At 60.8% G+C, this 25,431-nt stretch carries 18 protein-coding genes; 14 read left to right on the forward strand and 4 right to left on the reverse strand.

Annotated elements, in window-relative coordinates; all coding sequences use genetic code 11:
• Nucleotides 1-81: 81 nt before the first annotated feature.
• The 4 genes from QYH43_RS04305 (at nucleotide 82) to QYH43_RS04320 (ending at nucleotide 5,256) form a co-directional block, all read left to right on the forward strand.
• Entirely contained in the window at nucleotides 82-1,461 is a 1,380-nt protein-coding gene (locus tag QYH43_RS04305; RefSeq protein ID WP_301156471.1) for a UDP-glucose/GDP-mannose dehydrogenase family protein, read from the forward strand.
• Nucleotides 1,462-1,649: 188 nt separating this feature from the next.
• Complete coding sequence (locus QYH43_RS04310; protein WP_301156473.1) at nucleotides 1,650-2,828, forward strand: MFS transporter; 1,179 nt, start codon at nucleotides 1,650-1,652, stop codon at nucleotides 2,826-2,828.
• Nucleotides 2,829-2,985: 157 nt separating this feature from the next.
• Nucleotides 2,986-3,693: an HPP family protein gene (locus QYH43_RS04315; RefSeq protein ID WP_301156475.1), complete on the forward strand. Its 708-nt coding sequence runs from the start codon at nucleotides 2,986-2,988 to the stop codon at nucleotides 3,691-3,693.
• A gap of 99 nt (nucleotides 3,694-3,792) precedes the next feature.
• A complete protein-coding gene (locus QYH43_RS04320) occupies nucleotides 3,793-5,256 on the forward strand; it encodes a nucleobase:cation symporter-2 family protein (protein WP_301156478.1) in 1,464 nt (487 codons plus the stop codon).
• A gap of 34 nt (nucleotides 5,257-5,290) precedes the next feature.
• On the opposite strand, the gene QYH43_RS04325 is transcribed toward QYH43_RS04320, so the two are convergent.
• Both QYH43_RS04325 and pssA read right to left on the reverse strand, forming a co-directional pair.
• Nucleotides 5,291-6,307 (reverse strand): AraC family transcriptional regulator, encoded by a 1,017-nt coding sequence (locus tag QYH43_RS04325; protein ID WP_301156480.1) that lies wholly within the window; start codon nucleotides 6,305-6,307, stop codon nucleotides 5,291-5,293.
• Between the two features lie 118 nt (nucleotides 6,308-6,425).
• The gene (gene pssA, locus QYH43_RS04330) at nucleotides 6,426-7,769 is read right to left on the reverse strand and encodes a CDP-diacylglycerol--serine O-phosphatidyltransferase (protein WP_301156482.1); all 1,344 of its coding nucleotides are present in this window, start codon (nucleotides 7,767-7,769) and stop codon (nucleotides 6,426-6,428) included.
• A 351-nt stretch (nucleotides 7,770-8,120) separates the two neighbouring features.
• Here pssA and QYH43_RS04335 point away from each other — a divergent pair, with 351 nt between their 5' ends.
• Nucleotides 8,121-8,900 carry a TSUP family transporter gene (locus QYH43_RS04335; RefSeq protein ID WP_095060106.1) on the forward strand — a complete coding sequence of 260 codons (780 nt, stop codon included), beginning with the start codon at nucleotides 8,121-8,123 and terminating at the stop codon, nucleotides 8,898-8,900.
• Here QYH43_RS04335 and nudC read toward each other — a convergent pair.
• Together nudC and QYH43_RS04345 are read right to left on the reverse strand one after the other, a co-directional pair.
• Nucleotides 8,868-9,698 (reverse strand): NAD(+) diphosphatase, encoded by an 831-nt coding sequence (gene nudC, locus QYH43_RS04340; RefSeq protein WP_095060108.1) that lies wholly within the window; start codon nucleotides 9,696-9,698, stop codon nucleotides 8,868-8,870. The genes QYH43_RS04335 and nudC overlap by 33 nt on opposite strands.
• 6 nt (nucleotides 9,699-9,704) lie before the next feature.
• A complete protein-coding gene (locus QYH43_RS04345; RefSeq protein WP_301156485.1) occupies nucleotides 9,705-10,517 on the reverse strand; it encodes a crotonase/enoyl-CoA hydratase family protein in 813 nt (270 codons plus the stop codon).
• 559 nt (nucleotides 10,518-11,076) lie between these two features.
• On the opposite strand from QYH43_RS04345, the gene glgA reads away from it, so the two are divergent.
• From glgA to QYH43_RS04390, 9 genes are all read left to right on the forward strand, one after another.
• Nucleotides 11,077-12,660 carry a glycogen synthase GlgA gene (gene glgA / locus QYH43_RS04350; RefSeq protein ID WP_301156488.1) on the forward strand — a complete coding sequence of 528 codons (1,584 nt, stop codon included), beginning with the start codon at nucleotides 11,077-11,079 and terminating at the stop codon, nucleotides 12,658-12,660.
• Between the two features lie 13 nt (nucleotides 12,661-12,673).
• Nucleotides 12,674-14,473, forward strand: coding sequence for a malto-oligosyltrehalose trehalohydrolase (gene treZ / locus QYH43_RS04355; RefSeq protein ID WP_301156490.1), 1,800 nt, complete (start codon nucleotides 12,674-12,676; stop codon nucleotides 14,471-14,473).
• Nucleotides 14,466-16,544, forward strand: coding sequence for a 4-alpha-glucanotransferase (malQ, locus tag QYH43_RS04360; RefSeq protein WP_301156492.1), 2,079 nt, complete (start codon nucleotides 14,466-14,468; stop codon nucleotides 16,542-16,544). Before treZ ends, malQ begins: the two co-directional genes overlap by 8 nt.
• Nucleotides 16,541-19,336, forward strand: a complete 2,796-nt coding sequence (locus tag QYH43_RS04365; RefSeq protein ID WP_301156493.1) for a malto-oligosyltrehalose synthase — start codon at nucleotides 16,541-16,543, stop codon at nucleotides 19,334-19,336. Before malQ ends, QYH43_RS04365 begins: the two co-directional genes overlap by 4 nt.
• A gap of 21 nt (nucleotides 19,337-19,357) precedes the next feature.
• The gene (locus tag QYH43_RS04370; RefSeq protein WP_095060120.1) at nucleotides 19,358-19,687 is read left to right on the forward strand and encodes a DUF2934 domain-containing protein; all 330 of its coding nucleotides are present in this window, start codon (nucleotides 19,358-19,360) and stop codon (nucleotides 19,685-19,687) included.
• A gap of 186 nt (nucleotides 19,688-19,873) precedes the next feature.
• Nucleotides 19,874-22,036, forward strand: a complete 2,163-nt coding sequence (glgX, locus tag QYH43_RS04375) for a glycogen debranching protein GlgX (RefSeq protein WP_301156496.1) — start codon at nucleotides 19,874-19,876, stop codon at nucleotides 22,034-22,036.
• Nucleotides 22,037-22,240: 204 nt separating this feature from the next.
• Entirely contained in the window at nucleotides 22,241-22,999 is a 759-nt protein-coding gene (locus QYH43_RS04380) for a PIG-L deacetylase family protein (RefSeq protein WP_095060160.1), read from the forward strand.
• An 85-nt stretch (nucleotides 23,000-23,084) separates the two neighbouring features.
• A complete protein-coding gene (locus QYH43_RS04385; RefSeq protein WP_301156497.1) occupies nucleotides 23,085-23,885 on the forward strand; it encodes an endonuclease/exonuclease/phosphatase family protein in 801 nt (266 codons plus the stop codon).
• A gap of 434 nt (nucleotides 23,886-24,319) precedes the next feature.
• Entirely contained in the window at nucleotides 24,320-25,387 is a 1,068-nt protein-coding gene (locus QYH43_RS04390) for an autotransporter outer membrane beta-barrel domain-containing protein (protein ID WP_301156498.1), read from the forward strand.
• Nucleotides 25,388-25,431 lie beyond the last annotated feature (44 nt).

Genomic DNA, 25,431 nt, shown 5'->3' on the forward strand with positions numbered 1-25,431 from the left:
CCCGACACGACCGACGTGATAGATGAACTGCAACATGGCTTTGCTAATTGTGGTCGCAACGGATCGCGGCAGGAGCAAACCATGAAAATCAGTGTATTTGGTAGCGGTTACGTGGGCCTGGTGCAGGCGGCTGTCCTGGCTGAAGTCGGGCATGACGTGGTTTGCATGGACATCGACGAGAAAAAGGTCGAATGGCTGCAACAGGGCCACGTGAGCATTTTCGAGCCGGGGCTGGCCAGCCTGGTGCGCGAAAGCCTGGACGCCGGACGGCTGCAGTTCACCACCGACGAGAAGTTCGCGGTGCAGCATGGCCAGGTGCTGTTCATCGCGGTCGGTACACCGTCCAGGGACGATGGATCTGCGGATCTGCGCTACGTGATGTCGGTCGGCGAAGCGGTGGCACGGCATCGTGAGCAACCGGTGATTCTGGTGGAAAAATCCACCGTCCCCGTGGGCACCGGCGATGCCCTGCGCGCGCACATCGACAAATGCCTGATCGCGGTCGGCCGCTTGTTGCAGTTCGATATCGTCTCCAACCCGGAATTTCTCAAGGAAGGCTCGGCCGTGGCCGACTGCCGACGCCCGGACCGTATCGTGATCGGCTGCGAGCGCGAAGACGTGCGTGATGTGATGCGCGATCTGTACTCGCCCTTCAACCGCAATCATGAACGCATCATGTTCATGGACCTGCGCAGTGCCGAACTGACCAAGTACGCCGCCAACTGCATGCTGGCGACCAAGATCAGCTTCATCAACCAGATCGCCGAACTGGCTGAGCACCTGGGGGCCGACATCGAATCGGTGCGCCTGGGCATCGGCGCCGATTCGCGAATCGGTTACCACTTCATCTATCCCGGCTGCGGTTATGGCGGTTCGTGTTTCCCCAAGGACATGCGCGCCCTGATCCACAGCGCCGAGGAAGCCCATTGCTCAAGCGATCTGTTGCAAGCGGTCGAAGCGATCAACCAGCGGCAAAAACACAAACTCTTCGAGCGCATCAACGCGTTTTACCAGGGGGATTTGCGCGGCAGGACCTTTGCCGTGTGGGGCCTGGCGTTCAAACCGAACACCGATGACATGCGCGACGCGCCGAGCCGGGTGTTGCTCGAATCCTTGTGGGCGGCCGGGGCCAGTGTGCGTGCGTTCGATCCGGAAGCCATGCAGGAAACCCAGCAGCTGTATCCCGACGAGTCGAAACTGATGCTCATGGGCACACCGGAATCGGTGCTCTCCGGCGCCGATGCGCTGATCATTTGCACGGAGTGGCAGCAGTTCAAGGCGCCGGACTTCAACCTGCTCCAGCAGCGGCTCAACGCCCCGGTGATCTTCGACGGCCGCAACCTCTACGACGCCGATCGCCTGGCGCGCAACGGCTTCAAGTACTTCCCGATAGGCCGTGGCGAGTCACGCAAGCTACCGATTCCGTATCAGCAGTGGTCGGCGGCTTCGGTGGTGGCATAAGTCTGGTCAGGATCATCATCAAACCCGTGGCAAGGGAGCTTGCTCCCGCTGGAGTGCGCAGCAGTCCCTTGTCGGGGCCGCTATGCAGCCCAGCGGGAGCAAGCTCCCTCGCCACGGGTTCCGTGTTGCGTTTACAGTAGCGTCCGGGATTGGGCTGAAACCGGCTCAATCGAATAAGGACATTCCCCGTGGTCAGTTACTCCCCGCTTATCCGCCGTTTGCTGATCTGCTCGCTGACCATAGTCGTCAGCCGCGCCATCACCAGCCCGCTGCTCACCCTGTTTGTCAGCGACAAACTCGACCTCAACCAACAAGACGTTGGTCTGCTGCTCGGCATCGCCGTATTCGTCGCCACCCTGCTGTCGCTGTACGGTGGCTACATCATCGATCGCTTCGAAAAGCGCCGGCTGCTGATCCTCGCCATGCTTTCCAGCGCCATCGGTCTGGTGCTGCTGACGTTTGCCGAGAACCTCTACCTGACCATGGCGACTTTGATCGTCACTGAAACCGCTTCGTCGCTGTTTCTGATCGGTTCGAAAGCGATCCTCAGCGACAATTTGCCCGTGGGCCAGCGCGCCAAGGCGTTTTCCCTGAGCTATACGCTGACCAACATCGGCTACGCGGTCGGGCCGATGTTCGGTGTGTTGATTGCCGGCAGCTTCACCAGCGCGCCGTTCCTGGTCGCAGCGGCCATCGCGTTCTTCAGTGTTTTCCTGTTGACCGGGATCCCGAAAGAGCCTGCGCGAGCACCTGTTGCGGTGCAGGCTCAGACGTTTCTCAAAACCCTGATCACCCTGAAAAACGACCGTACCTTGATCCTGTTCACCGCAGGCTGCCTGCTCAGCACGGTGGTACACGGCCGGTTCACGTTTTACCTGTCGCAGTACCTGTTGGTGACCAGCGACGCGCAACACACCATGGAAATCATGGCCGCCCTGCTCGCCTGCAACGCCATCAGCGTCATCGCGCTGCAATACCAGATCGGACGTTTCCTCAAACGCGAGCACTTGCGGCAATGGATCGTCGTGGGCACCGGCCTGTTCATCCTCGGCCTGATCGGCTTCAGCCTGGCAGACAGCGTAGTGAGCTGGTGCGTGGCGATGTTCATTTTCACCCTCGGTGAAATCATCATTTACCCGGCCGAATTCCTCTTCGTCGACACCCTCGCACCGGGCGAATTACGCGGCAGTTACTACGGCGCACAGAACCTGGCGGCGCTGGGCGGCGCATTGAGCCCGGTGATTTGCGGCTTCCTGCTGATGCACACCCCGGCGCCGACCATGTTCTATGCGATGAGCGCGCTTGCGGCGCTGGGCGGACTGCTGTGTTTCATGAGCGGTCGAGGCAAGTCGATACAGCAAAATTAATGCACTGAAAGCGCATTAATATGAATTTGTCAGCATCAGGATTGAACGGCAAACTGTGCCCGTTCCTCCCCCAATAGTTGGAACAACTTCAAGGGCTTTCTGGGTTTCCAGGCTAAGTCCTTTTTTTGATTGAATTTTTTATGGAGCGTTTTTCGAAATGTTTGCCCGCTGGTTGCCTGCCGCCATCAATACCCGACCCACTGAATGGAGCCGTGCCGCCATCGGCATGGCGCTGGGGACGCTGCTCAGCGTCTGGCTTTGCAGTCAGGTGTTCGGCATGCAAGTGGCGCAACATTTGATCGGCCCGCTGGGCGCTTCGGCGGTGTTGCTGTTCGCGGTGTCCTCCGGCGCACTGGCGCAGCCGTGGTCGATTATGGGTGGCTACCTGTGCGCCGGGGTGCTCGCATTGCTCGTCGCTCACTTTCTGGGGCGCACCCTGGGCACGGCGTGTCTGGCGGCGGGCATGGCGCTGATTCTGATGTGCTGCCTGCGTTGCCTGCATCCGCCGGCCGGCGCGTTGGCGCTGATTCTGGTATTGGCCGATCCGGCGACCATCGCCATGGACTGGAAAGCCCTGGCGCCGGTGATGCTCAGCGCAGCGACGATGCTGCTCAGTGCCTTGGCCTATAACAACCTGACACGGGTTCGTTACCCCAAACGCACCAGTGAATCGGCGGTTGTGATCCCGGCCGACCACCCACCGGTCGACAGTCAGGCCATCACCGCCCAAGACCTGAAACAGGCGTTGGCAGACATGGAAGCGTTCTTTGACGTGACCCCTGAAGACCTCGAACAACTGATCCATGCCAGCGAGTTGCACGCCCGCCGCCGCAGTGTCGGCGAGGTGTTGGCGTCGCGGCTCTGATCCGCATTGCCGGGCAGGTTGTTTTGCTGTGACAAGATGCTTCTGGCATCCTGCGCGTCCAATTTCTGACCCGGCCCGCCTTCTGGCACGCAAATCACCATGACCGCCTCCGAAAAAGCCCCCGCTCCACGCCACAATGATCTGATCTACGGCCTCGACGACCGCCCCCACCTGACTGCCACGGTGTTCGCCGCCCTGCAGCACGTGCTGGCCAGTTTCGTCGGCATCATCACGCCAACGCTGATCATGGGCAGCGCCCTGGGCCTGCAAAGCGAAGTGCCCTACCTCATCAGCATGGCGCTGTTTGTCTCCGGCCTTGGCACCTTCGTTCAGGCGCGGCGCTTCGGTCCCATCGGTTCTGGCCTGTTGTGCCTGCAAGGCACCAGTTTTTCGTTCATCAGTGTGATCCTCAGCGCCGGTTTCATGGTCAAGGCTCGGGGCGGCGGCACCGACGAAATCCTCTCGACGATCTTCGGCGTGTGCTTTTTCGCCGCTTTCATTGAAGTGGCGCTGAGTCAGTTCATCGGCAAACTGCGGATGCTGATCACCCCGGTCGTGACTGGCACCATCATTACCCTCATGGGTTTGTCGCTGATCAAAGTGGCGATGACCGACATTGCCGGCGGCTTCGGCGCGCCTGACCTTGGCGCCGCGAGTCATCTGGCACTGGCGGCATTGGTGCTGGGCACCATCGTGGTATTGAACCGGGTGGACGTGCCGTTCTTGCGCCTTGGGGCGATTGTGATCGGTTTGACCCTGGGCTATTTCGTGGCATGGCTGATGGGCCAGGTGAATTTCTCCAGCCTGCCCGACGTGCCGCTGATGAGCGTTCCGGTGCCGTTCAAGTACGGATTCTCCTTCGATTGGGTGGCGTTTGTGCCGGTGGCGGTGATTTTCCTGGTCTCGCCCCTGGAAGCGGCCGGCGACCTGACCGCCAACTCGATGATCTCCCGGCAACCGGTCAAGGGCCCGCTCTACATCCGCCGGATCAAATCCGGACTGCTCGCCGACGGCCTCAACTCGGCCATGGCCGCCGTATTCAACAGCATGCCGATGGTGACCTTTGCCCAGAACAACGGCGTGATCCAGCTCACCGGCGTCGCCAGTCGCTATGTGGCGTTCTTCATCGCGGGCCTGCTGGTGGTGTTGGGGTTGTTCCCGATGATTGGCGCGGTACTGCAACTGATGCCCAAACCGGTACTGGGTGGCGCCGAGCTGGTGATGTTCGGCACGGTGGCCGTGGCCGGAATCAAGATCCTCGCCGAGGCCGGCCTGCATCGGCGCAACATGCTGATCGTGGCGATCTCCCTCGGCATGGGCCTGGGCGTGGCCGCCGTTCCCGAGGTGTTGCGCGAACTGCCGATGGCGCTGCACAACATTTTCGAGTCGCCCATCACGGTCGGCGCGCTGTGCGCTATCGTTCTGAACATCTTCCTGCCCGAAGAATTCTTCGAGCTGGAAGAAGACGAATTCGACCCGGAAGCCTCGGTGCTTCAGGTCATGCAAAACCCGGATGTGCCCGCCAAGGATGAACCCGCCAAGCCTGCGGTGGTCGCACAGTAGAGCCGCTGGACACTCAAGGACTGAGCCGGCGAAATCACTCTACGTCGTTGAGGATCAAGCTGCGGTAATGCCCGGGATTGGAACCCGACCATTTGCGAAAGGCCTTGTAGAACGAGCTGGCATCGGCGAATCCCAGGCGTGTGGCGATCTCGGCGAAGCTGATGGTCGGCTCGGCCAACCAGACAATCGCCAGTTCCTTGCGCACGCTGTCCTTGAGACCTTGATAGGTCTGCCCTTCTTCGGCCAGTCGACGGCGCAAGGTCGAGGCCGACATGCACAGGCGCTGCGCCAGGGCCTCGGTTTCCGGCCAGTGTTCGGCGGGCAATTGCCGAAGATCCTGCTTGATGCGGCTGGCCAGACTGTCAGGGTCACGGTATTTCACGAGGATATTGGCCGGTGCATGGGCCAGGAATCGCTTGAGTTCCTCGGGGCTGCGCTTGATGGGTGAATCCAGGCAATCGGCGGAAAAAATCATCCGCGTGCGCGGGCGGTCGAACCGCAGATTCTGCGAGAACATCACCTGGTAGTCATCGCAAAAGTCCGGCTGCGCACAACGCAACTCGATGGCCAGGATCGGTATCCGTCGCCCCGCCAGCCAGCAGGCAACGCCGTGCACGATCATCCAATAAGTGAAATAGGTGAAGGCCCGGCGCGGGTCTTTGTCGTCTTCCAGCAGCACGATTTCCGCCAGGCTTTGTTGACGCACCAACTCGGCGGGCAGGTGTTCAAGCATCAATGACAGGAAACTCAAACCGCTGGTGAGGCCCGCTGCCAGATTCGGCTGGACCATGGCGCAGCGACAGAGAAACTCCAGGCTGCCGGATTTGAGTTTGCGCGGGTCCATGCCAAAAAACTCATCGTCCCCTCGCCGTGCCAACAACCGCCACAGACGCGCATAAGCGGTGGCCGGCACGCGACCATTGGCAGTTTCCAGTAGCAGCGGATCAATGCCGACCTTGCTCAACACTTCTTCAGTGGCAATACCCGGGGCGCAGCTTTGCATCAGCGCTTCACGCACCAATTGCATAGAGATGGTGTCTTTTTCCGACATTGATCGAAGCAAGCCCTGTTGTTTTGAGTGGTGGGCATATTAGCTGAAACCACCCAGTCAACGCAGATCCCTTATGGGAGTGAACGTGGTCGCTCCCATAAGGGATTGGGGCCAAGCGTTACAGGATGCGGTAGAGCAAACGCTCGATGCGCACACGGCTGACGCGCTTGAGGAACTTGGCCACGCCCGCCGGGTATTCGGCGAGGGTTTCCAGGTCCTGGTGGCGTTCAATGCGTCGGGTGTGCTGGAAGATTTCGGCCAGCTCATTGTGTCGAGGCCCCAGCAACTGGCTTTGCGGATCATCGATCAGCAAGGCGTTTTCCAGGTCGAGGCGAAACGCTCGCGGGTTGAGGTTGTTGCCGGTCAGCAAGGTGTAGCGCTGATCGACCCACATGCCTTTGAGGTGATAGGTGTTGTCGCCATCGTGCCACAGGTGCAGGTTCAACTGACCACTGTCGATGTTGCGCTGATGGCGCTTGGCAAACCGGCGCAGGCTGATCTCGTACAGGTACGGCAGCGCAGCGATCACCTTGAACGGCTCGCTCGGCGGAATATAGAAATCGTTGGCGGTCTTGTCGCCGACCACGATGTCGATCTTCACACCTCGCCCCAATGCCCGATTGATTTCCCGGGTCACGGCCAAGGGCAGGTTGAAGTACGGCGTGCAGATGGTCAGTTGATGCTGGGCACTGGCGATGAGCTCGCAAATCACCCGGCTCAGCGGGTTGTTCTTGCCGACGCCAAGCAACGGGCTGACCGTCAGACCCGTCTTGATCGTAGTGCCTGCCGTGGTGTCGTAGGCCGCGTGCTTGAGGCGGCTGCGCAGGTCGCCGATGTCATTGCGCAGGCTGCGGGTGGTCGGCAGGTTCGGCAGGTCGAGGCGATGCACCGCTTTGGAGGCCACCAGACCGTGTTGAACCAGGTGATGCATCGAATCCGCCAGTTCACGGCTCTGGATCAGGTGATAACGGTCGTAGCGGTATTTGTCGAATTTGTGCAGATAAACGTTGTTCAGGCTCGCGCCGCTGTAGATCACGCAGTCATCGATGACAAAACCCTTGAGGTGCAACACGCCGAACAGCTCGCGGGTCTGCACCGGAACCCCGTACACCGGCACAACGCTGGCGTGGGTGCGGGTCATTTCCTGATACCAGGCCGAGTTGCCCGGCTGCTTGCCGGCACCGATCAGGCCACGCTGGGCGCGCAGCCAGTCGACGACCACCACCACGTCCAGTTCCGGCCGCGCCGCTTTGGCGGCGTGCAACGCATCGAGAATTTCCTGGCCGGCTTCGTCTTGTTGCAGGTACAGCGCAACGATGTAAATACGCTGTGTGGCACTGGCGATTTTTTCCAGCAGGCAACGACGAAACTCGGCAGCGCCGGAAAGGATGCTGACGGCATCGGCAGCCAGCGGAAAACTGCGCAATTTTGGCAGCAGGGAGCGTTTGAAAAGCAACGGCATAGGGCTCGCAAAGGGTCGAATCCGAAGAACCCGAGAGCTTACACCATCGATGGGGTTGGGTCTTGTTACTGTCTGTAATGCCGCCATCGCGAGCACAAGGTAACTCGGCGTTCCGGGCATTTGTGTTCAACCACAATCACCTGTAGGAGCGAGCCTGCTCGCGATGGCGGTGTGTCTGGCGGAACTTCTTTTGGATGCACCGGCCTCATCGCGAGCAAGCTCGCTCCTACAGGGTTGCTGGGTGTGACGGGCATTTGTGTCTGACCACACATTGGTTTTGTGTTGGGCAGGCGGGTAATATGTCGGCCCTTCCCTGCAGCCTTTTCTGCACCCGCCGAATAAGCCGATCCCATGCCTTTCGAACTCAGTGTTGACCTCTCCACCCTGGCCATTCTGGCCCTTGTCGCTTTTGTTGCCGGTTTCATCGATGCCATCGCCGGTGGTGGCGGTCTGCTGACGACCCCGGCGCTGCTGACGGCCGGCCTGCCACCGCATCTGGTGCTGGGCACCAACAAGCTCAGTTCGACCTTCGGCTCGGCCATCGCCAGTTTCACCTTCTACCGCCGCAAGCTGTTCCATCCTGCGCAATGGGTTCACGCCATTGTCGGTACCTTGGTGGGAGCACTGCTCGGCGCCATCGTCGCGCATTACCTGCCGGCGGAATGGCTGAACAAGATGCTCCCGGTGATCGTCTTCGCCTGTGGCGTTTATCTGTTGTTTGGCGGCACACCCAAGGCGCCGCTGGACAGCAACGCACCGATCAAGAAAAAGTGGCAATCGACCCAAGGCTTCAGCCTCGGCTTCTATGACGGCGTGGCCGGTCCGGGCACGGGCGCGTTCTGGACCGTGAGCAGCCTGCTGCTCTACCCCATCGACCTGGTGAAGGCCAGCGGCGTGGCGCGCAGCATGAACTTCGTCAGCAACGCGGCGGCGCTGTCGGTGTTCATCTTTTCCGGTCAGGTGGACTGGATCATCGGCCTGTGCATGGGCTCGTCGCTAATGGTCGGCGCATTCTTCGGCGCCCGCACCGCCATCAGTGGCGGCGCGAAGTTCATCCGCCCGGTGTTCATCACCGTGGTGCTGGCCCTGACCGTCCGTTTAGCCTGGCAGCACTGGTTCAGCGTGGCCTAAGCGCCGCGCCACATAGACGTCGATCAGGTAACGGGCAATCGAGCGTGACGCCGGCAACGGCGGCAGCGCATGTACGTTGAACCACTGGGCATCTTCGATTTCGTCTTCCTGACAGACGATCTCGCCCCCGGCGTATTCGGCATGGAAGCCGAGCATCATCGAGTGCGGAAACGGCCAGCACTGGCTGCCCAGGTATTGGATGTTCTTGACCTCGATGCTCACCTCCTCGCGAACCTCGCGGATCAGGCAATCCTCGGCCGACTCACCCGGCTCGGCAAACCCCGCCAGTGTGCTGTAGACCCCCGTGACGAAACGCGGTGAACGCGCCAGCAGGATTTCATCGCCACGGGTGACCAGCACGATCATGCTCGGCGAAATGCGTGGATAACTGCGCAAATCACATGGCTGACAATACATCGCCCGCTCCCGCGGCACTTGCGACATGGCCTGCCCGCAATTGCCGCAGAAACGATGCTCGCGAGCCCAGGTGCCGATCTGCGCGGCGTAACCCAGCACTTTATAAACCGTGTGATCGCCGTCGAGCATGAACGCCCGCAAACCTTTCCAGTTGCAGCCCGGCACTTCGCTGTGGCTGCGCAGTTCCAGCAGGTAGACCGGCTCGCCATCCAGATGACCGATACCGTGCTCCGCCAGAATCGACAGGTCCTGACGCTTGAGCCATTCCCGCGGGAACAACGCGCCATTGTCGTCGAACAGAAAGCCTTCGGGGCTGCGTGCGACGGCCCAGCCGCCGGGTTGGTCAGTGTCCAGTACTGCGGTGGTCCAGCGAGCGATCATGGTCAATCAATCCAGGAATTCAGGTTTCTGTTTGCTCATATGGGCGGCCATGGCCACGCGCAAATCGGTGGATTGCAGCATGGCGGCGTTCCAGGTAGCGACGTATTCGAGGCCGTCATCGATGCGGTGATCGCGCATGTAGCTGATCATTTCCTTGGTGCCGGTGACGGCTATCGGCGACTTGGCGGCGATTGTGTGGGCAATGCCCATGACACCGTCGAGCAGGCTGGCGGCGTCGCTGTAGACGCGATTGACCAGGCCCATGTCCCGCGCTTCGTCGGCACCGAAGGTGCGCCCCGTGTAAGCCAATTCACGCAGCATGCCGTCCCCGATGATTCGCGGCAAGCGTTGCAGCGTCCCGACGTCGGCGGCCATGCCGATGTCGATTTCCTTGATCGAGAATTGGGCGTCCTCTGCGGCATAACGCATGTCGCAGGCGGCAATCAGATCGATTGCACCGCCCAGGCAATAACCCTGAATCGCCGCGAGCACCGGTTTGCGGCAGTTATCGACGGCATTGAACGAGGCTTGCAGGTTGAGGATCTTGCGCCGCAGCAGGCGTGCGTTGCGCCCTACGTCCTTGCCGAGCTCGTTGGCCACACCGGCCAGCATCATCAGGTCGATACCCGACGAAAAATGCTTGCCCGCCCCGCTGAGGACCACCACGCGCACTTCATCGGTGTCGTCGATCCATTGGAAAATCTCGACGATCTCGCTCCAGAACGCAGCGTTCATCGCGTTGATCTTCTCCGGACGGTTGATCTGCACATGGGCGATTTTATCAACCAGCTCGACGTTGAACGCAGTGTACTGAGACATGCCAATGATCCTTTTGCGGGCAAAAATGAGGCCCGAACTATACAAGGCACCAAGGTGGGGAGTAAGGCAGTGGTTCGGCCAAATGCGGGACTCGCACGAGACGCACCATTACAGTGCATTACCGCAAAATCATGTCGCACATTTATGTGACTGCACGGTGACTTTTTGAGGCCGAAACGCAAAAAAAGCTGCACTTCGTCGGGGCGTCCGCACCGTGATCAGGCACGTTCGTACCGCCTTAAACCGATTGTCGAACAATTTTGCCATCAGCCCTCTGACGCTCTAAGTTCTGGCCTAGACTCATTTTCTCAAGATAAGACCGGTCGGTCACAAAGCGGAAAAAAAGTCGAAACTTTTACCATTCCCGATCGGTCATCTGAAAAGAAGGTGCGTTGCGACTGGTGCAATCTTTGCAATGGCTCATTCACCCCTTTTGCTTCAACGCATTGGGCAGCGCTTGCTCACTGATGCGTAGCGCGTTCGCGCCCGGCCACGGGAATTGGCCATGGAACACCGTTTGCCAGACCTAAAAATTAGATCAACAACACGGGAGATTCATATGATCAGTACGGCTTTGGAGATACAGGGAGAGCGTCCTCATCAGGTTGGCGAATCGAGCGCCGTTACTGCCGCCAATACTCAACCGATCAACGTCCCCGTCACCAAGACGTTGGCGCCGGTGGTCAGCCAGAACCCCAACCGCAAGAAAGTCCTGTTCGTCACCTCGGAAATTGCCGATCTGGTGAAGACCGGTGGCCTGGGCGACGTGTCCGCCGCACTGCCGCGCGCCTTGGCCCATCTGCACGATGTGCGGGTGTTGATTCCCGGTTATCCGCAGGTGCTGAACAGCGAAAACCCGATTCATGTCATCGGTGAGCTGGGTGGTCACGCGGCGCTGCCACCGTGCAAGGTCGGGCGCATGGACATGCCCGACGGTCTGGTCATTTACGTGTTGATCTGCCCCGAACTCTACGAGCGCGAAGGTTCTCCCTACGGCGCCAACAACGGCCGCGACTGGCCGGATAACCATATCCGCTTCGCCCGTCTGGGCCTGGCCGCTGCCGATATCGCCGCCAACCTGGCGCAAATTCACTGGTGCCCGGACCTGGTGCATGCCCATGACTGGCCGGCTGGCCTGGCCCCTGCCTATATGCACTGGCGCGGACAACGCACCCCGACGCTGTTCACCATCCATAACCTGGCGTATCAGGGCGTGACCAGTCTGGGATCGTGCCCCGAACTGGGCATCCCGCACCACGCGCTGCAACAGGAAGGCATGGAGTTCTACGGCAAGATGTCGTTCCTCAAGGCCGGCATGGCCTATTCGAGCCACATCACCACGGTCAGCGCGACCTACGCACAGGAAATCACCACCCCGGATTTCGGCTGCGGTCTCGACGGTTTCCTCGCCGCCAAGACCCAGCAAGGTTTGCTGAGCGGTATTCCCAACGGCATCGATGAGAGCTGGGATTCCGCCACCGATCCACACCTGTTCTGCCCGTTCGGCATTGGCGAATGGGAAGGCAAAGCCATGAATGCCGCCCACGTGCGTGAGTTGTTTGGTCTGGAAGACTCCCAGGGCCCGCTGTTCGCCGTGGTGTCGCGACTGGTTTACCAGAAAGGCCTGGACCTCACCGAAGCGGTGTCCGAGTACATCGTCAAAAACGGCGGGCAAATCGCGATCATCGGCCGCGGCGAGCCGGAAGAGGAGCAGGCCATGCGTGAACTGGCCCTGCGCTTCCCTGGGCAGATCGGTGTGCGCATCGGTTTCAACGAAACCGATGCCCGCCGCATGTTCGCCGGCAGCGATTTCCTGCTGATGCCATCCCGCTACGAACCTTGCGGCCTGAGCCAGATGTACGCCCAGCGCTTCGGCTCATTGCCGGTGGCGCGCAATACCGGTGGCCTGGCCGACACCATCGAAAACGGCGTGACCGGGTTCCTGTTCGACGAATCCACGGTGGCTAGTTATCAAGAGGCGTTGAGCCGGGCGTTCAAGGTGTTTGCCTTCCCGGACCTGCTGAACGCCATGCGCTGCCGGGCAATGGCGGCGCCGTTCAACTGGTGCAAAGCGGTCGAACCCTACGCCGAACTCTACGAACAGCTTGTGGCTAAAGCGTTGGGGAAATCGAACAAACAGTAAGAGGCCAGGAAAAATGCCGTTTCGGACCCTTGAGACCTGGCCCCACGGCGCGATCATGCTGGACACAAACCACACGCAGTTTGCGTTGTGGGCGCCAGATGCGTTTTACGTCAGTGTCGAACTGGAAAATGGACAGTCCTTGCCGTTGCTGCCTCAGGCCGACGGCTGGTTCGTGATCAACACCCGATGCCCGGCGGGGACGCGTTACCGCTTCTGCATCGATGGTGAGCTGGAGGTGCCCGACCCGGCCTCCCGCGCCCAGGCGGGCGATGTTGACCGCCACAGCGTGGTGGTCGATCCGCTGGTTTATCAGTGGCGACACGCGGGATGGCGCGGGCGACCGTTGAACGAGGCCGTGATCTACGAGTTGCACGTCGGTGCGCTCGGCGGCTTCGAGGCCGTCGAGCAGCATCTGGCGCGGCTGGTTGAACTGGGTGTCACCGCGATCGAACTGATGCCCGTGGCGCAGTTCCCCGGCGAGCGCAATTGGGGCTACGACGGCGTCCTGCCCTTTGCACCTCAGGCCTCGTATGGTTCGCCGGAGCAACTCAAGCACTTGATCGACAGCGCCCATGGTCATGGTCTGGCGGTGATTCTCGACGTGGTCTACAACCACTTCGGGCCGGATGGCAACTACTTGCATCACTACGCCAAGGCCTTTTTCCGCGACGACAAGCACACGCCCTGGGGCGCAGCCATTGATTTCCGTCGTCGTGAGGTGCGGGACTTCTTTATCGAAAATGCGTTGATGTGGTTGCAGGTGTACCGTTTCGACGGTTTGCGCCTGGACGCCGTGCACGCCATCGATGACCCGAACGTGCTTCAGGAACTGGCGCAACGGATACGACAGCAGACCGATCCTGCGCGCCATATCTGGTTGATGCTGGAAAACGAGCACAACGAGTCCAGCCTGCTGGAGCAAGGTTACGACGCACAATGGAACGACGACGGGCACAACGCCTTGCACGTCTTGCTGACCGGAGAAACCGACGCCTACTACGCTGACTATGCACACAACCCTACCGAACAGCTGGCGCGCTGCCTGACCCAGGGTTTTGTGTTCCAGGGCCACCTCAACCGTCAGGGTGTACCGCGTGGCGAGCCCAGCGCACACCTGCCGCCCAGTGCGTTCATTCTGTTTTTGCAGAACCACGATCAGATCGGTAACCGCGCATTCGGCGAACGCCTGCATCAACTGGCCCATCCGCAGGCGTTGCGGGCAGCCACGGTGTTGTTGCTGTTATCGCCGATGATTCCGCTGTTCTTCATGGGCGATGAATACGCAGTCGAGCAACCCTTCCTGTTTTTCACCAGCCACAACGGCGAGTTGGCGAAGCTCGTACGCGAAGGACGTCGCAACGAATTCGCCGCGCTCAGCGCGTTCGCCGATCCGCAGCAGCGCGAGCGTATTCCCGATCCCAATGCGCCACAAACCTTCGAGGCCTCCCGCCCGGTGATGCCAACGACCGTTGATAGCGCGATGTACGACCTGTATCGCGAGCTGTTGCAGATCCGCCATCGACACATCACCCCGCGCCTGTCCGGCACTCAGGCGCTGGACGCCAAAGTATTGGGCGATGGCGCAGTCAGTGCGTCCTGGCGCCTGGGCGATGGCAGCTTGTTGCGCATTGACCTGAACCTCGGCGAAAAACCCGTGTTCCACGCCCCACAAGCCAGCGCTGAGCTATTGTTCGAACATCCGCCCCGATCCGCCACCTTGCTGGATCAAGGCACCCTTGCCCCCCATTGCGCGCTCGTCAGCCTTTCGGCCGCAGCCCCTTTGCTACCCCTTACGGAGAGCGTCCATGAGTGATGCGCAACTGGAAATCCTGGCCAGCCGGGCCGGCCTCGCGGTCGATTGGATCGATGCCAATGGCCGCGCACAAAAAGTCGCGCCCTCGGTACTGCGTAACGTACTGACCGGCCTCGGACACCCCGCCGGCAGCGCTCAGGAAATCGACGCCAGCCTGCTGGAACTGCAAGCGGCGCAACAGGCCTCGCACCTGCCGCCCTTGATCACCGCCGACGTCGGTGTCGGGCTGAATCTGGCGCGTTACTTTGCACCTCAGACCCCTTGCGAAATCCATCTCGAAGACGGTTCGCGCCTCAACCTGAAACTGGATGCGGACGCGGTGTTGCCGGGGCTTGTCCCTGTTGGCTATCAGCATGTCAGCATCGATGGCCAAACCTTTACCCTCGCGGTGGCCCCGGCCTGTTGCTACAGCGTGGCCGACGCGGTCGACAGCCCGATCCCGCGGGCCTGGGGCCTGGGCGTGCAACTCTATAGCTTGCGTCGACAGGGCGATGGCGGTTTCGGCGACACCCAGGCGCTGGAAGACCTTGCCCGAGTGGCCGGCGAACGCGGTGCAGATGCGCTGGCAATCAGTCCGCTGCACGCGATGTTCTCCAGTGACACCCAACGCTACAGCCCTTATTCACCGTCCAGCCGTTTATTTCTCAATAGCCTCTACTGCGCACCCGGAGCGATTCTGGGTGAGCGCGCTTTGCGCACCGCCATCGATGCCACCGGCCTGGCCGATCAGTTGAAGGCGCTGGAAGACCGCCCGCTGATCGACTGGCCGACCGCCGCCGAGGCCAAACACCGGATATTGCAGGCGCTGTACGAAGGTTTCGTTCAGGGCGAGCACCCGTTGCACGCCGACTTCAGCAGTTTCCGCCATGCCGGTGGCGAAGCCCTGGAAAACCATTGCCGCTTCGAAGCCATTCAAGAAGCGCGTGCCGCCCGGGGTGAAAACCTCGACTGGCGTCAATGGCCCGCGCAGTGGCGCAATCCACGCAGCGCCGCGTTGGCCGAATTTGCCGAAGAAAACGCCGGCCGCATCGGTTTTTTTGCATTCTGCCAATGGTTGATCACCCGCTGCCTGGAGCGAGCCCAAGCCGCCGCCCGCAGCAGCGGCATGAACATTGGCTTGATCACCGATCTGGCGGTCGGCGCCGACGGTGCCGGCAGCCAGGCCTGGAGTCGCCAGGACGAACTGCTCGCCTCACTGACCGTCGGTGCACCGCCGGACATTCTCAACCGCAACGGTCAGGGCTGGGGGATTTCCGCGTTCTCCCCGGAAGGCCTGATGCGCAATGGCTTCCGCGCGTTCATCGAAATGCTGCGGGCCAACTTCGCCCATGCCGGTGGCTTGCGCATTGACCACGTCATGGGCCTGCAACGCCTGTGGGTCATTCCCAACGGCTCGCCGCCCGCCGACGGTGCCTACCTCTATTACCCGGTGGACGACTTGCTGCGTCTGTTGACCCTCGAATCCCATCGTCATCAGGCCATCGTGCTGGGTGAAGACCTCGGCACCGTGCCGGAAGGACTGCGGGAAAAACTCATCGCCCGCTCGATGCTCGGCATGCGCGTGTTGTTGTTCGAGCAAGACAACACCCACTTCAAACCGATTCTCGACTGGCCGGACAACGCCTTGGCGACCACCAGCACCCACGACCTGCCGACGCTCAACGGCTGGTGGCATGGTCGCGACATCGACTGGAATGCACGGCTCGGCATGGTCGATGCCAGTGGTGAAATTGAATGGCGCCAACACCGCGAGCGCGAGCGCGAAGGGCTGCGCCGGGCCTTGAGCCAGGACCCGCAGAATTTTCGGGAAGAGTCGCACGAGACCGATCAGATCCTCGATGCCAGCGTGCGTTTCCTCGGCCACACCCGTGCGCCGCTGGTGCTGCTGCCGCTGGAAGATGCGCTGGGCGTCGAGCAACAGGCCAACCTGCCCGGCACCATTGATGCGCACCCCAACTGGTCGCGACGGCTTGCCGGCTATAGCGAAGCCCTGCTCGACGGCCCGGACGCTGCCCGGCGCCTGGAGCTGCTCGCCTGCGCGCGCCTGCAAGCCGCCGAGCGTGATCGATGACAAAAACGCTGACCCCGACGCTTCGCGCCACCCTGCGGCTGCAATTTCACAAAGGCTTCACGCTTGACGATGCAGTGCCGCTAGTGCCGTATTTCGCCCGTTTGGGCATCAGCCATGTCTACGCCTCGCCTCTGCTGCGCGCTCGCTCGGGTTCAATGCATGGTTATGACGTGGTGGACCCGACCCGGGTCAATCCGGAACTGGGCGGTGAAGTGGCGCTGCGGCGCCTGGTCAGTGCCTTGCGCGAACACAACATGGGGCTGATCCTCGACATCGTCTCCAACCATATGGCGGTGGGCGGCGCAGATAACCCCTGGTGGCTGGACCTGTTGGAATGGGGACGGCTGAGCCCCTACGGCGAGTTCTTCGATATCCAGTGGCACTCACCCGATCCGCTGATGGATGGCCAATTGCTCCTGCCGTTCCTTGGCAGCGATTACGGCGTTGCCCTGCAGGACGGAACCCTGCCGATACGCTTCGACGCCTGGCACGGTGCGTTCCATGTTGAACACTACGACCACCGGTTTCCGATTTGCCCCAGCGATTACGGTGAATTGCTCAAGACCGATGCGCCGCTCGAGGCACCGCAGGCCGAACAGCTCAAGGCCCTTGCCGACCGATTCAGCAGCCTGAGTTACCAGACCGATGCACACAGTCTGGCGATCCCTCTGAAAGCCGAGCTGCGGGATTTGGCCAGCGACCCGCTGATTGCCCGCACCCTCGAAGAGCACCTCAAGCGCTACGACACCCAGACTGCCGAGGGTTTCCAGCGCCTGCACAACCTGCTGGAACGCCAGAGCTATCGCCTGGCCAGTTGGCGCACCGCCGCCGATGACATCAACTGGCGGCGTTTTTTCGACATCAACGAACTGGGTGGCCTGCGTGTTGAACGTCCGGCGGTGTTCGAAGCGACCCACGCGAAAATCTTCCAGCTGGTGGCTGAAGGGCTGATCGACGGGCTGCGCATCGACCATATCGACGGCCTCGCCGACCCTCGGGGTTATTGCCGAAAGCTGCGTCGACGGGTCGACAGTTTATCGGCGGGCCGGCACTTGCCCATCTACGTCGAAAAGATCCTTGGCGAAGGTGAAACCCTGCACCGCGACTGGTCGGTGGATGGCACCACCGGTTACGAGTTCATGAACCAACTCTCGCTGTTGCAACACGATCCACTCGGCGAACAGACGCTCGCCGGGCTTTGGCAGCGTGACAGTGAACGTCCCGCCGATTTTGCTCAGGAGGCTCTGCTGGCGCGACAGCAAATCCTCAACGGCTCCCTCGCCAGTGACTTTGAAAGTGTCGCCCAGGCCTTGCTGCAAGTGGCCCGGGACAACCTCATGACCCGCGACCTGACCCTCGGTGCGATTCGCCGGGCGTTGCAGGCGTTGATCGTGCATTTCCCGGTGTACCGCACCTACATCAGCGCTGAGGGTCGCTCCGGGCAGGATGAGGTGTTTTTCCGCCAAGCCATGGACGGTGCCCGGGCAACCCTTGGCGAAGGCGACTGGCCGGTGCTCGATTGCCTGGCGGGCTGGCTCGGGGGAGAGTCTTGGCGGCGACGCCCCGCCGGGCGCGAGCGCAAACGCCTCAAGCACGCCTGCGTACGCTTTCAGCAACTGACTTCACCTGCCGCAGCAAAAGCGGTGGAAGACACGGCGCTCTATCGTTCGGCGGTGCTGCTGTCGCGCAATGACGTGGGCTTCAGCACCGAGCAGTTCAGTGCGCCAGTCGAAGCCTTTCATCTGGCCTGCATCGAGCGCCGCCAAACCTTTCCCGACAATTTGCTGGCCACTGCCACACATGATCATAAACGCGGTGAAGACACCCGCGCACGCTTGGCCGTGTTGAGCGAACGCAGCGAGTGGTATGCCGATCAGATTGGCGTGTGGCGCGCCCTCGCCCGCCCGCTACGCAACGACGATCAAATGCCATCGGCGGGCGATGAGTTGATTCTGTATCAAGCCATTCTTGGGAGCTGGCCGTTGGAATTGCGGGCTGACGACCACGCGGCGCTGCAAGCCTATGGCAAGCGCCTGTGGCAATGGCAACGCAAAGCGCTGCGTGAAGCCAAGCTGCAAAGTAGCTGGAGTGCGCCCAACGACGCCTATGAACAAGCGACCGAAGACTTTCTCCAGCACCTGCTGCTGAGCCCGGAAGGTGAACCGCTGCGCACCGCCCTCGAAAAGGCTGTCCAATCAATCGCCACGCCCGGCGCCCTCAACGGTTTGGCGCAAACTTTGCTGCGCATGACAGTGCCTGGGGTGCCGGACCTTTATCAGGGCAATGACTTCTGGGACTTCAGCCTGGTCGATCCGGATAACCGCCAACCGGTCGATTACACCCGCCGCCAACAGGCGCTGCAGCAAACGGTTGACCTGCCCGAGCTGCGGGCGAACTGGCGTGACGGGCGCATCAAGCAGGCCTTGATTGCGCGCACGTTGAGCCTGCGTGCCGAACAGGCGCCGCTGTTTCGCCGAGGCACTTATCAGGCCTTGGAAGTGCTGGGCAGCCAGGCCCATCGCGTACTGGCGTTTGTGCGTGAACACGAAGGAACACGCGCCATCGTGATTGTGCCGATTCGTTGCGCGCCACTGCTGGAAAACAGTGCCGAACCACAGATCGACGCGCCGCTGTGGGGCGATACACGCGTCAACTTGCCATTCGCTGAGCCTGAGGAAAATCTGAAGGGACTTTTTTCGAGCGTCGCAGTCACAAAACACAGAGAGCTGATGATCAGCGCCGCGCTGGGGGATTTCCCGGTCAATCTCATTATTCAAAAGACCCACACTTAAGTTCAGTTCAGGAGCATTGCGATGAGTACCGACGATAAACGCATCCGCGAATTCGCTTATCAGATCTGGGAATCAGAAGGAAAACCCGAAGGTCAGGAAACCCGCCACTGGGAGATGGCCCGCAAGCTGGCCGAAGCCGAAGCCCTGGCCCCGAGCAAATCCCCCAAAGCCACCGGCAGCAAACCCGCCGTAAAGAAAACCGGCGACGGCAAGCTCACCGATGGCAAAGCGCTGAACGGCGCCGCACCAAAAGCCAAGGCCAAACCTGTGGCGGCATCAAAAGTGATCCCGCCGGGGGAAAAAGCCGCCGAGAAAAAGCCCCGGGCTGCGCGAAAACCGCCCGCGGTCTGATTGACACAGCGTTGTTCCTGAATGACGCCGTGGCGGGCCCGCTCGCCACCGTGGTTACGCTCGTCCGAAAAAACCTGTAGGAGCGAGCCTGCTCGCGATAGCGGTTCAACATTCAGCACCTGCGCAGGCTGACACACCATCGCGAGCAAGCTCGCGCCTACAGGTTAAACGTTTGCCGGAGATTTTATGACCAGCCCCAAGAAAGCCACCGCACCCGCTCCCCATGCCGAGGCCACGCGAATCCGCGAGGGTTTGCCCTTTCCGCTGGGTGCGACCTGGGATGGCCTGGGGGTCAACTTCGCGTTGTTTTCCGCCCACGCCACCAAGGTGGAATTGTGTCTGTTCGACGACACCGGCGAAGTCGAACTCGAACGCATCGAACTCCCGGAATACACCGACGAGATCTACCACGGCTACCTGCCTGACGCCCACCCGGGGCTCATCTACGGCTACCGGGTCTATGGCCCCTACGACCCGGCGAACGGCCATCGTTTCAATCACAACAAATTGCTGATCGATCCTTACGCCAAGCAACTGGTCGGCAAACTTAAATGGTCTGAAGCGCTGTTCGGCTACACCATCGGCCACCCCGACGCCGACCTCAGTTTCGACGATCGCGACAGCGCGCCCTTCGTGCCCAAATGCAAGGTGATCGACCCGGCGCACACTTGGGGCCACGACCATCGCGTCAGCGTGCCGTGGGACAAAACGATCATCTATGAAACCCATGTCCGCGGTTTCACCATGCGTCATCCGAGCGTCCCCGAGAACGTACGCGGCACGTTTGCCGGGTTGATGGTCGATGACGTGGTGGAGCACATTCGCAAGCTCGGGGTGTCGAGCGTAGAGTTGTTGCCGATTCACGCCTTCGTCAATGACCAGCACCTGCTGCACAAAGGCATGACCAATTACTGGGGCTACAACAGCATCGCCTTCTTCGCCCCCGATCCGCGCTACCTGGCCAGTGGCAAGATCGCCGAATTCAAGGAAATGGTCGCGCACCTGCACGAGGCCAATCTGGAAGTGATCCTCGACGTGGTCTACAACCACACCGCCGAGGGCAACGAGCAAGGCCCGACCCTGTCCATGCGCGGCATCGACAACGCGTCGTACTACCGCTTGATGCCCGACGACAAACGCTTCTACATCAACGATTCCGGCACCGGCAACACCCTGGACCTCAGTCACCCTTGCGTGCTGCAAATGGTCACCGACTCCCTGCGTTACTGGGCCACGGAAATGCACGTGGACGGTTTCCGTTTTGATCTGGCGACCATCCTCGGGCGCTACCACGATGGGTTCGACGAACGCCACAGCTTCCTCGTGGCCTGCCGCCAGGACCCGGTGCTGCGCCAGGTCAAATTGATTGCAGAACCCTGGGACTGCGGCCCCGGCGGCTATCAGGTCGGCGGATTTCCACCGGGCTGGGTTGAATGGAACGACAAATTCCGCGACACCGTCCGCGCGTTCTGGAAAGGCGATGACGGGCAACTGGCGGACTTCGCCAGCCGCATGACCGCCTCTGGCGAAATGTTCAACCAGCGTGGACGGCGGCCCTATTCATCCGTCAACTTCATTACCGCCCATGACGGTTTCACCCTCAACGACCTGGTGTCGTACAACGACAAGCACAACGAAGCCAACGACGAGGACAATCAGGACGGCAGCAACAACAATCTGTCGTGGAACCACGGCGTCGAAGGCCCGACCGACGACCCCGAAATCAACGCCCTGCGTCACCGGCAAATGCGCAACTTCTTCGCCACCCTACTGCTCGCCCAAGGCACGCCGATGCTGGTGGCCGGCGATGAGTTCGCGCGCACCCAGGACGGCAACAACAATGCCTATTGCCAGGACAGCGAGATCGGCTGGGTCAACTGGGACCTGAGCGAAGACGGCAAGGCATTGCTCAAGTTCGTCAAACGCCTGATCAAGTTACGCCAGACTTATCCGATCCTGCGCCGCGGGCGCTTTCTGGTGGGTAATTACAACGAGGACATCGGCGTCAAGGACGTGACCTGGCTGGCGCCGGACGGCACTGAAATGAACACCGAGCACTGGCACGATGCGCACAATCGCTGCCTGGGCATGCTGCTCGACGGGCGCGCCCAGGAAACCGGGATTCGTCGCAAAGGCGTCGACGCCACATTGATGCTGGTGGTCAACGCCCATCACGACATCGTCAACTTCCGGTTGCCGGAAGTGCCTGACGGCGGTTTCTGGACTTGCATGATCGACACCAACCAACCGTCGGTTCGCGGCCAGGAGCGCTTTGAATTCGGTCATGAATATTCGATCACCGGACGGTCGCTGCTGTTGTTTGAACTTCAGCGTGAGGAAGAAGAATAAAAGTGACCGGAGGTCCGGGAAAATGACGTCTCAGAGGGTTTCGCGACGCGACGAATAGCCATTCATGGACAATACTCGGTGACGCGGCAATCCAGGATCGGGAATGCCGTACAGGTCATCAACCAGCCTTCACGGGTCTGACGGGCAGGAGTTGAACAAGCACCGCGCATGACTGAAGGCCAAGCAGAACAAGGACGTAACCTCATGAAATCCGTATCTATCCTCGAAACCGCCGCAGCCGCCCAGATCTGGAACAGCGCGGCACAGCTGGACAACATCCCGGTCATCAATACCCAGTCCCTGGTGCCTGCCGGTGCGCGCGCCGTGTTCATTGCCCCGCACCCCGGTGATGAAGTCGTGACGTGCGGCGGCCTGCTGCAACTGCTCAGCCAACTGGGGCATCCCCTGCAATTGATCTCGATCACGGACGGCAGCGCCAGCCATCCGGGGTCTCAGCAATGGTCGGAAAAACGCCTCAGCGTTTTTCGCCCACAGGAAAGCGTCGAAGCCCTGCGGCGGTTGGGGTTGCCGATGCATAGCCTGAAGTGGATCCGCGGCGGTTTCACCGACAACGCCCTGGTTGAGCGCGAAGAACAGATCAGTCAGTTCATAGCCCGTTATTTGCGCCCCGGCGATGTGGTGTTCAGCACCTGGCGCGAAGACGGCAACGTCGACCACGACACTGTGGGTCGCGCCAGTGCAAAAGCCGCTGCCAGCATCGGCGCGTCATTCAACGAAGTTCCCGTTCGCGCCTGGCACTGGCCGGCACGGGATCGAGAACACATTCCATGGCATCGAGCGCGAAAGGTGCGTCTCGACACCTGGACCGTCGCCCGCAAAAGCCACGCCACCCACGCATACGCCAGCCAGCTCGAAGGCGAGCCCGCCCTCGGCCTTGCCCCCATGCTGCCGCGCGTGTTGCTCGAACGCATGCGCTTACCCTATGAAGTCGTCTTCATCTGAGCCCGTGTTTTGGACGCTGGAAAACTGAACTGCCCGTCATCGCATCAGTCGCATGCATAAGCAGCCCTGAGTCAGAGGAGCCAACGTGGCCAGTCATCCGAAGCAGCAGGCAACGGAATCGTCGCCGTTGGATCCCCCCGCCGCGATTCATCGGCTGTGCGTGCTGACGGTCAATACCCACAAGGGTTTTACCGCGCTCAACCGGCGCTTCATTCTGCCGGAGCTGCGTGAAGCGGTGCGCAGCACATCGGCGGATCTGGTGTTTCTGCAGGAAGTTGTCGGTGAACACGAGCGTCACTCCTCACGCTTCAGCGACTGGCCGCAAACCTCTCAATACGAGTTCCTCGCCGACAGCATGTGGAGCGACTTTGCCTATGGCCGCAACGCCGTGTACCCCAACGGCCATCATGGCAATGCCCTGCTGTCGAAGTACCCGATCCGCGAATACCGCAATCTCGACGTGTCCATCACCGGCCCCGAACGTCGCGGCCTGCTGCATTGCGTGCTGGATGTCCCCGGCCATGCCGAAGTGCATGCGATTTGTGTGCACCTGAGCCTGCTCGAAAGTCATCGCCAACTGCAATTGCAGTTGCTCTGCCAATTGCTCGAATCCCTGCCTGAGGATGCGCCGGTGATCGTCGCCGGCGATTTCAATGACTGGCAGCTACAGGGCAACGCCACCCTCGCCCGCCACGATTACCTGCACGAAGCCTTCGAGCGCCACCACGGGCGACCCGCCAAGACTTACCCCGCGCGTTTTCCCTTGCTGCGCCTGGACCGCATCTACCTGCGCAACGCCAACAGTCATAAGCCGCGAATCCTCGGGAATAAACCCTGGACGCATCTGTCCGATCATTTGCCGTTGGCGGTGGAAGTGCATCTTTGAATTCAATGCGGCGTAGCGCACCTGTGTTTCGTGATGTCGATACCCCATCGGCGACTCCAGCATTATCGACAGCAGCCAGCCACGGTGAACAAACGGCAACCCAGGCGTGAGGGCCCGCTGTCCATCGCGAAAAAGGCTCTAGCACGCAGTTTTTTTGACGTTTCATCTAACAAACAAGAGCTTAGAGACGCGCCGTAAATCAGGCACTTAAATGACCTGAAATACCAATACCGCTTATCGGCCATTTTCTTGACGCAGCGGGTTGGGTCTTCTTGACTTCACGTTACTACCCCGGAAGTAACATCAGGACAAGCCATCGGCGCCCGTAAAAACGGGCAGCTTATGGCGTGCCCTAATCCATTCGGTCGCCCCTCACTCGGGGTAGGAGAGACGCCATAAGCGAGATCCAGCATGCGATTGCAAGGTAGACCTCCATGAAAACCACCCTCACCCCAAAAGAGATCAAAGTCACTTTTTGCACTGTCTCGAGTTCACTCCTGCTGTGTTCGTCCATGGAAGTGCAGGCCGACCCTGCCGAAGAAGACACCCTCCCGTGGTACCAGCAAGAAATCCCGACGCTCAGCCTGTCTACCCTTGCAACCACCTACCCTCACCAGTTCAGCGCCCGTCCCGACCTGCGAAGTTCGAAACTGACCGTCGAAGACGCCGCGCCTTCGGCCTGGGACCAACTCTATGGCCAGGCTTCACGCCAGGCGCAAACCGACTACCTGTCGCTGGACTCTGCCGGCCATGGCGCCAGTGACCTCAAGGGCCCGGCGATCCTGACCCTGCAAAGCACCAGCGGGCATACCCAGCGTGTGGGACTGGTGGGTGGCACACACCAGATTCAGTTCAATGGCAGCGGCGTGCGAACACCCGCCGCACTGTCCGATCCCGCCAGCGACATGCTCAACCTTCAAGGCCAGAGCCTGGGCGCCTATTGGAGCTTGACCGGGCCTCAAGGCTGGCACGTCGACTTGACGGCCAGCGGAGGCCGGGTCAACGGTTTCAGCCGCAATGAACAAGGTGCCCGCCAGGCCACCGAAGGCAGCGCAGTGACGCTGTCGGTCGAAGGCGGTTTCCCGATCGGTCTGGGTGACAACTGGGTGATTGAACCCCAGGCGCAGTTGATCAATCAGCGCATCACGCTGGACACGCCCTACGCGGGCTCGGGCAACGCTTCATCCACTGACGTGACGTCCTGGAGCGGCCGGGTCGGTGCGCGTTTGAAAGGTAGTTACGACATCAGCGGTCTGCCCGTCGAACCCTACGTGCGGACCAACTTGTGGCACACGGTGTACACCGGCAACACGGTGACACTCGATGAAGTCGACAAGATCAGCAGCAGCCGCAAGTCGTCAACCGTCGAACTGGGCCTGGGCCTGGTCGCCAGGGTGACTCCGGCGGTGAGCCTGTACGTCAGCGCCGATTACAGCAGTGACGTGGATGACAATGATCTGAACGGGTTGATCGGCAGCCTGGGTGTGCGGATGCGCTGGTGAGGCGTGTATTGGCCTGGCTGACGTTATCGCGAGCAAGCTCGCGC

Source organism: Pseudomonas sp. C32 (genome assembly GCF_030417915.1).
GTDB lineage: Bacteria > Pseudomonadota > Gammaproteobacteria > Pseudomonadales > Pseudomonadaceae > Aquipseudomonas.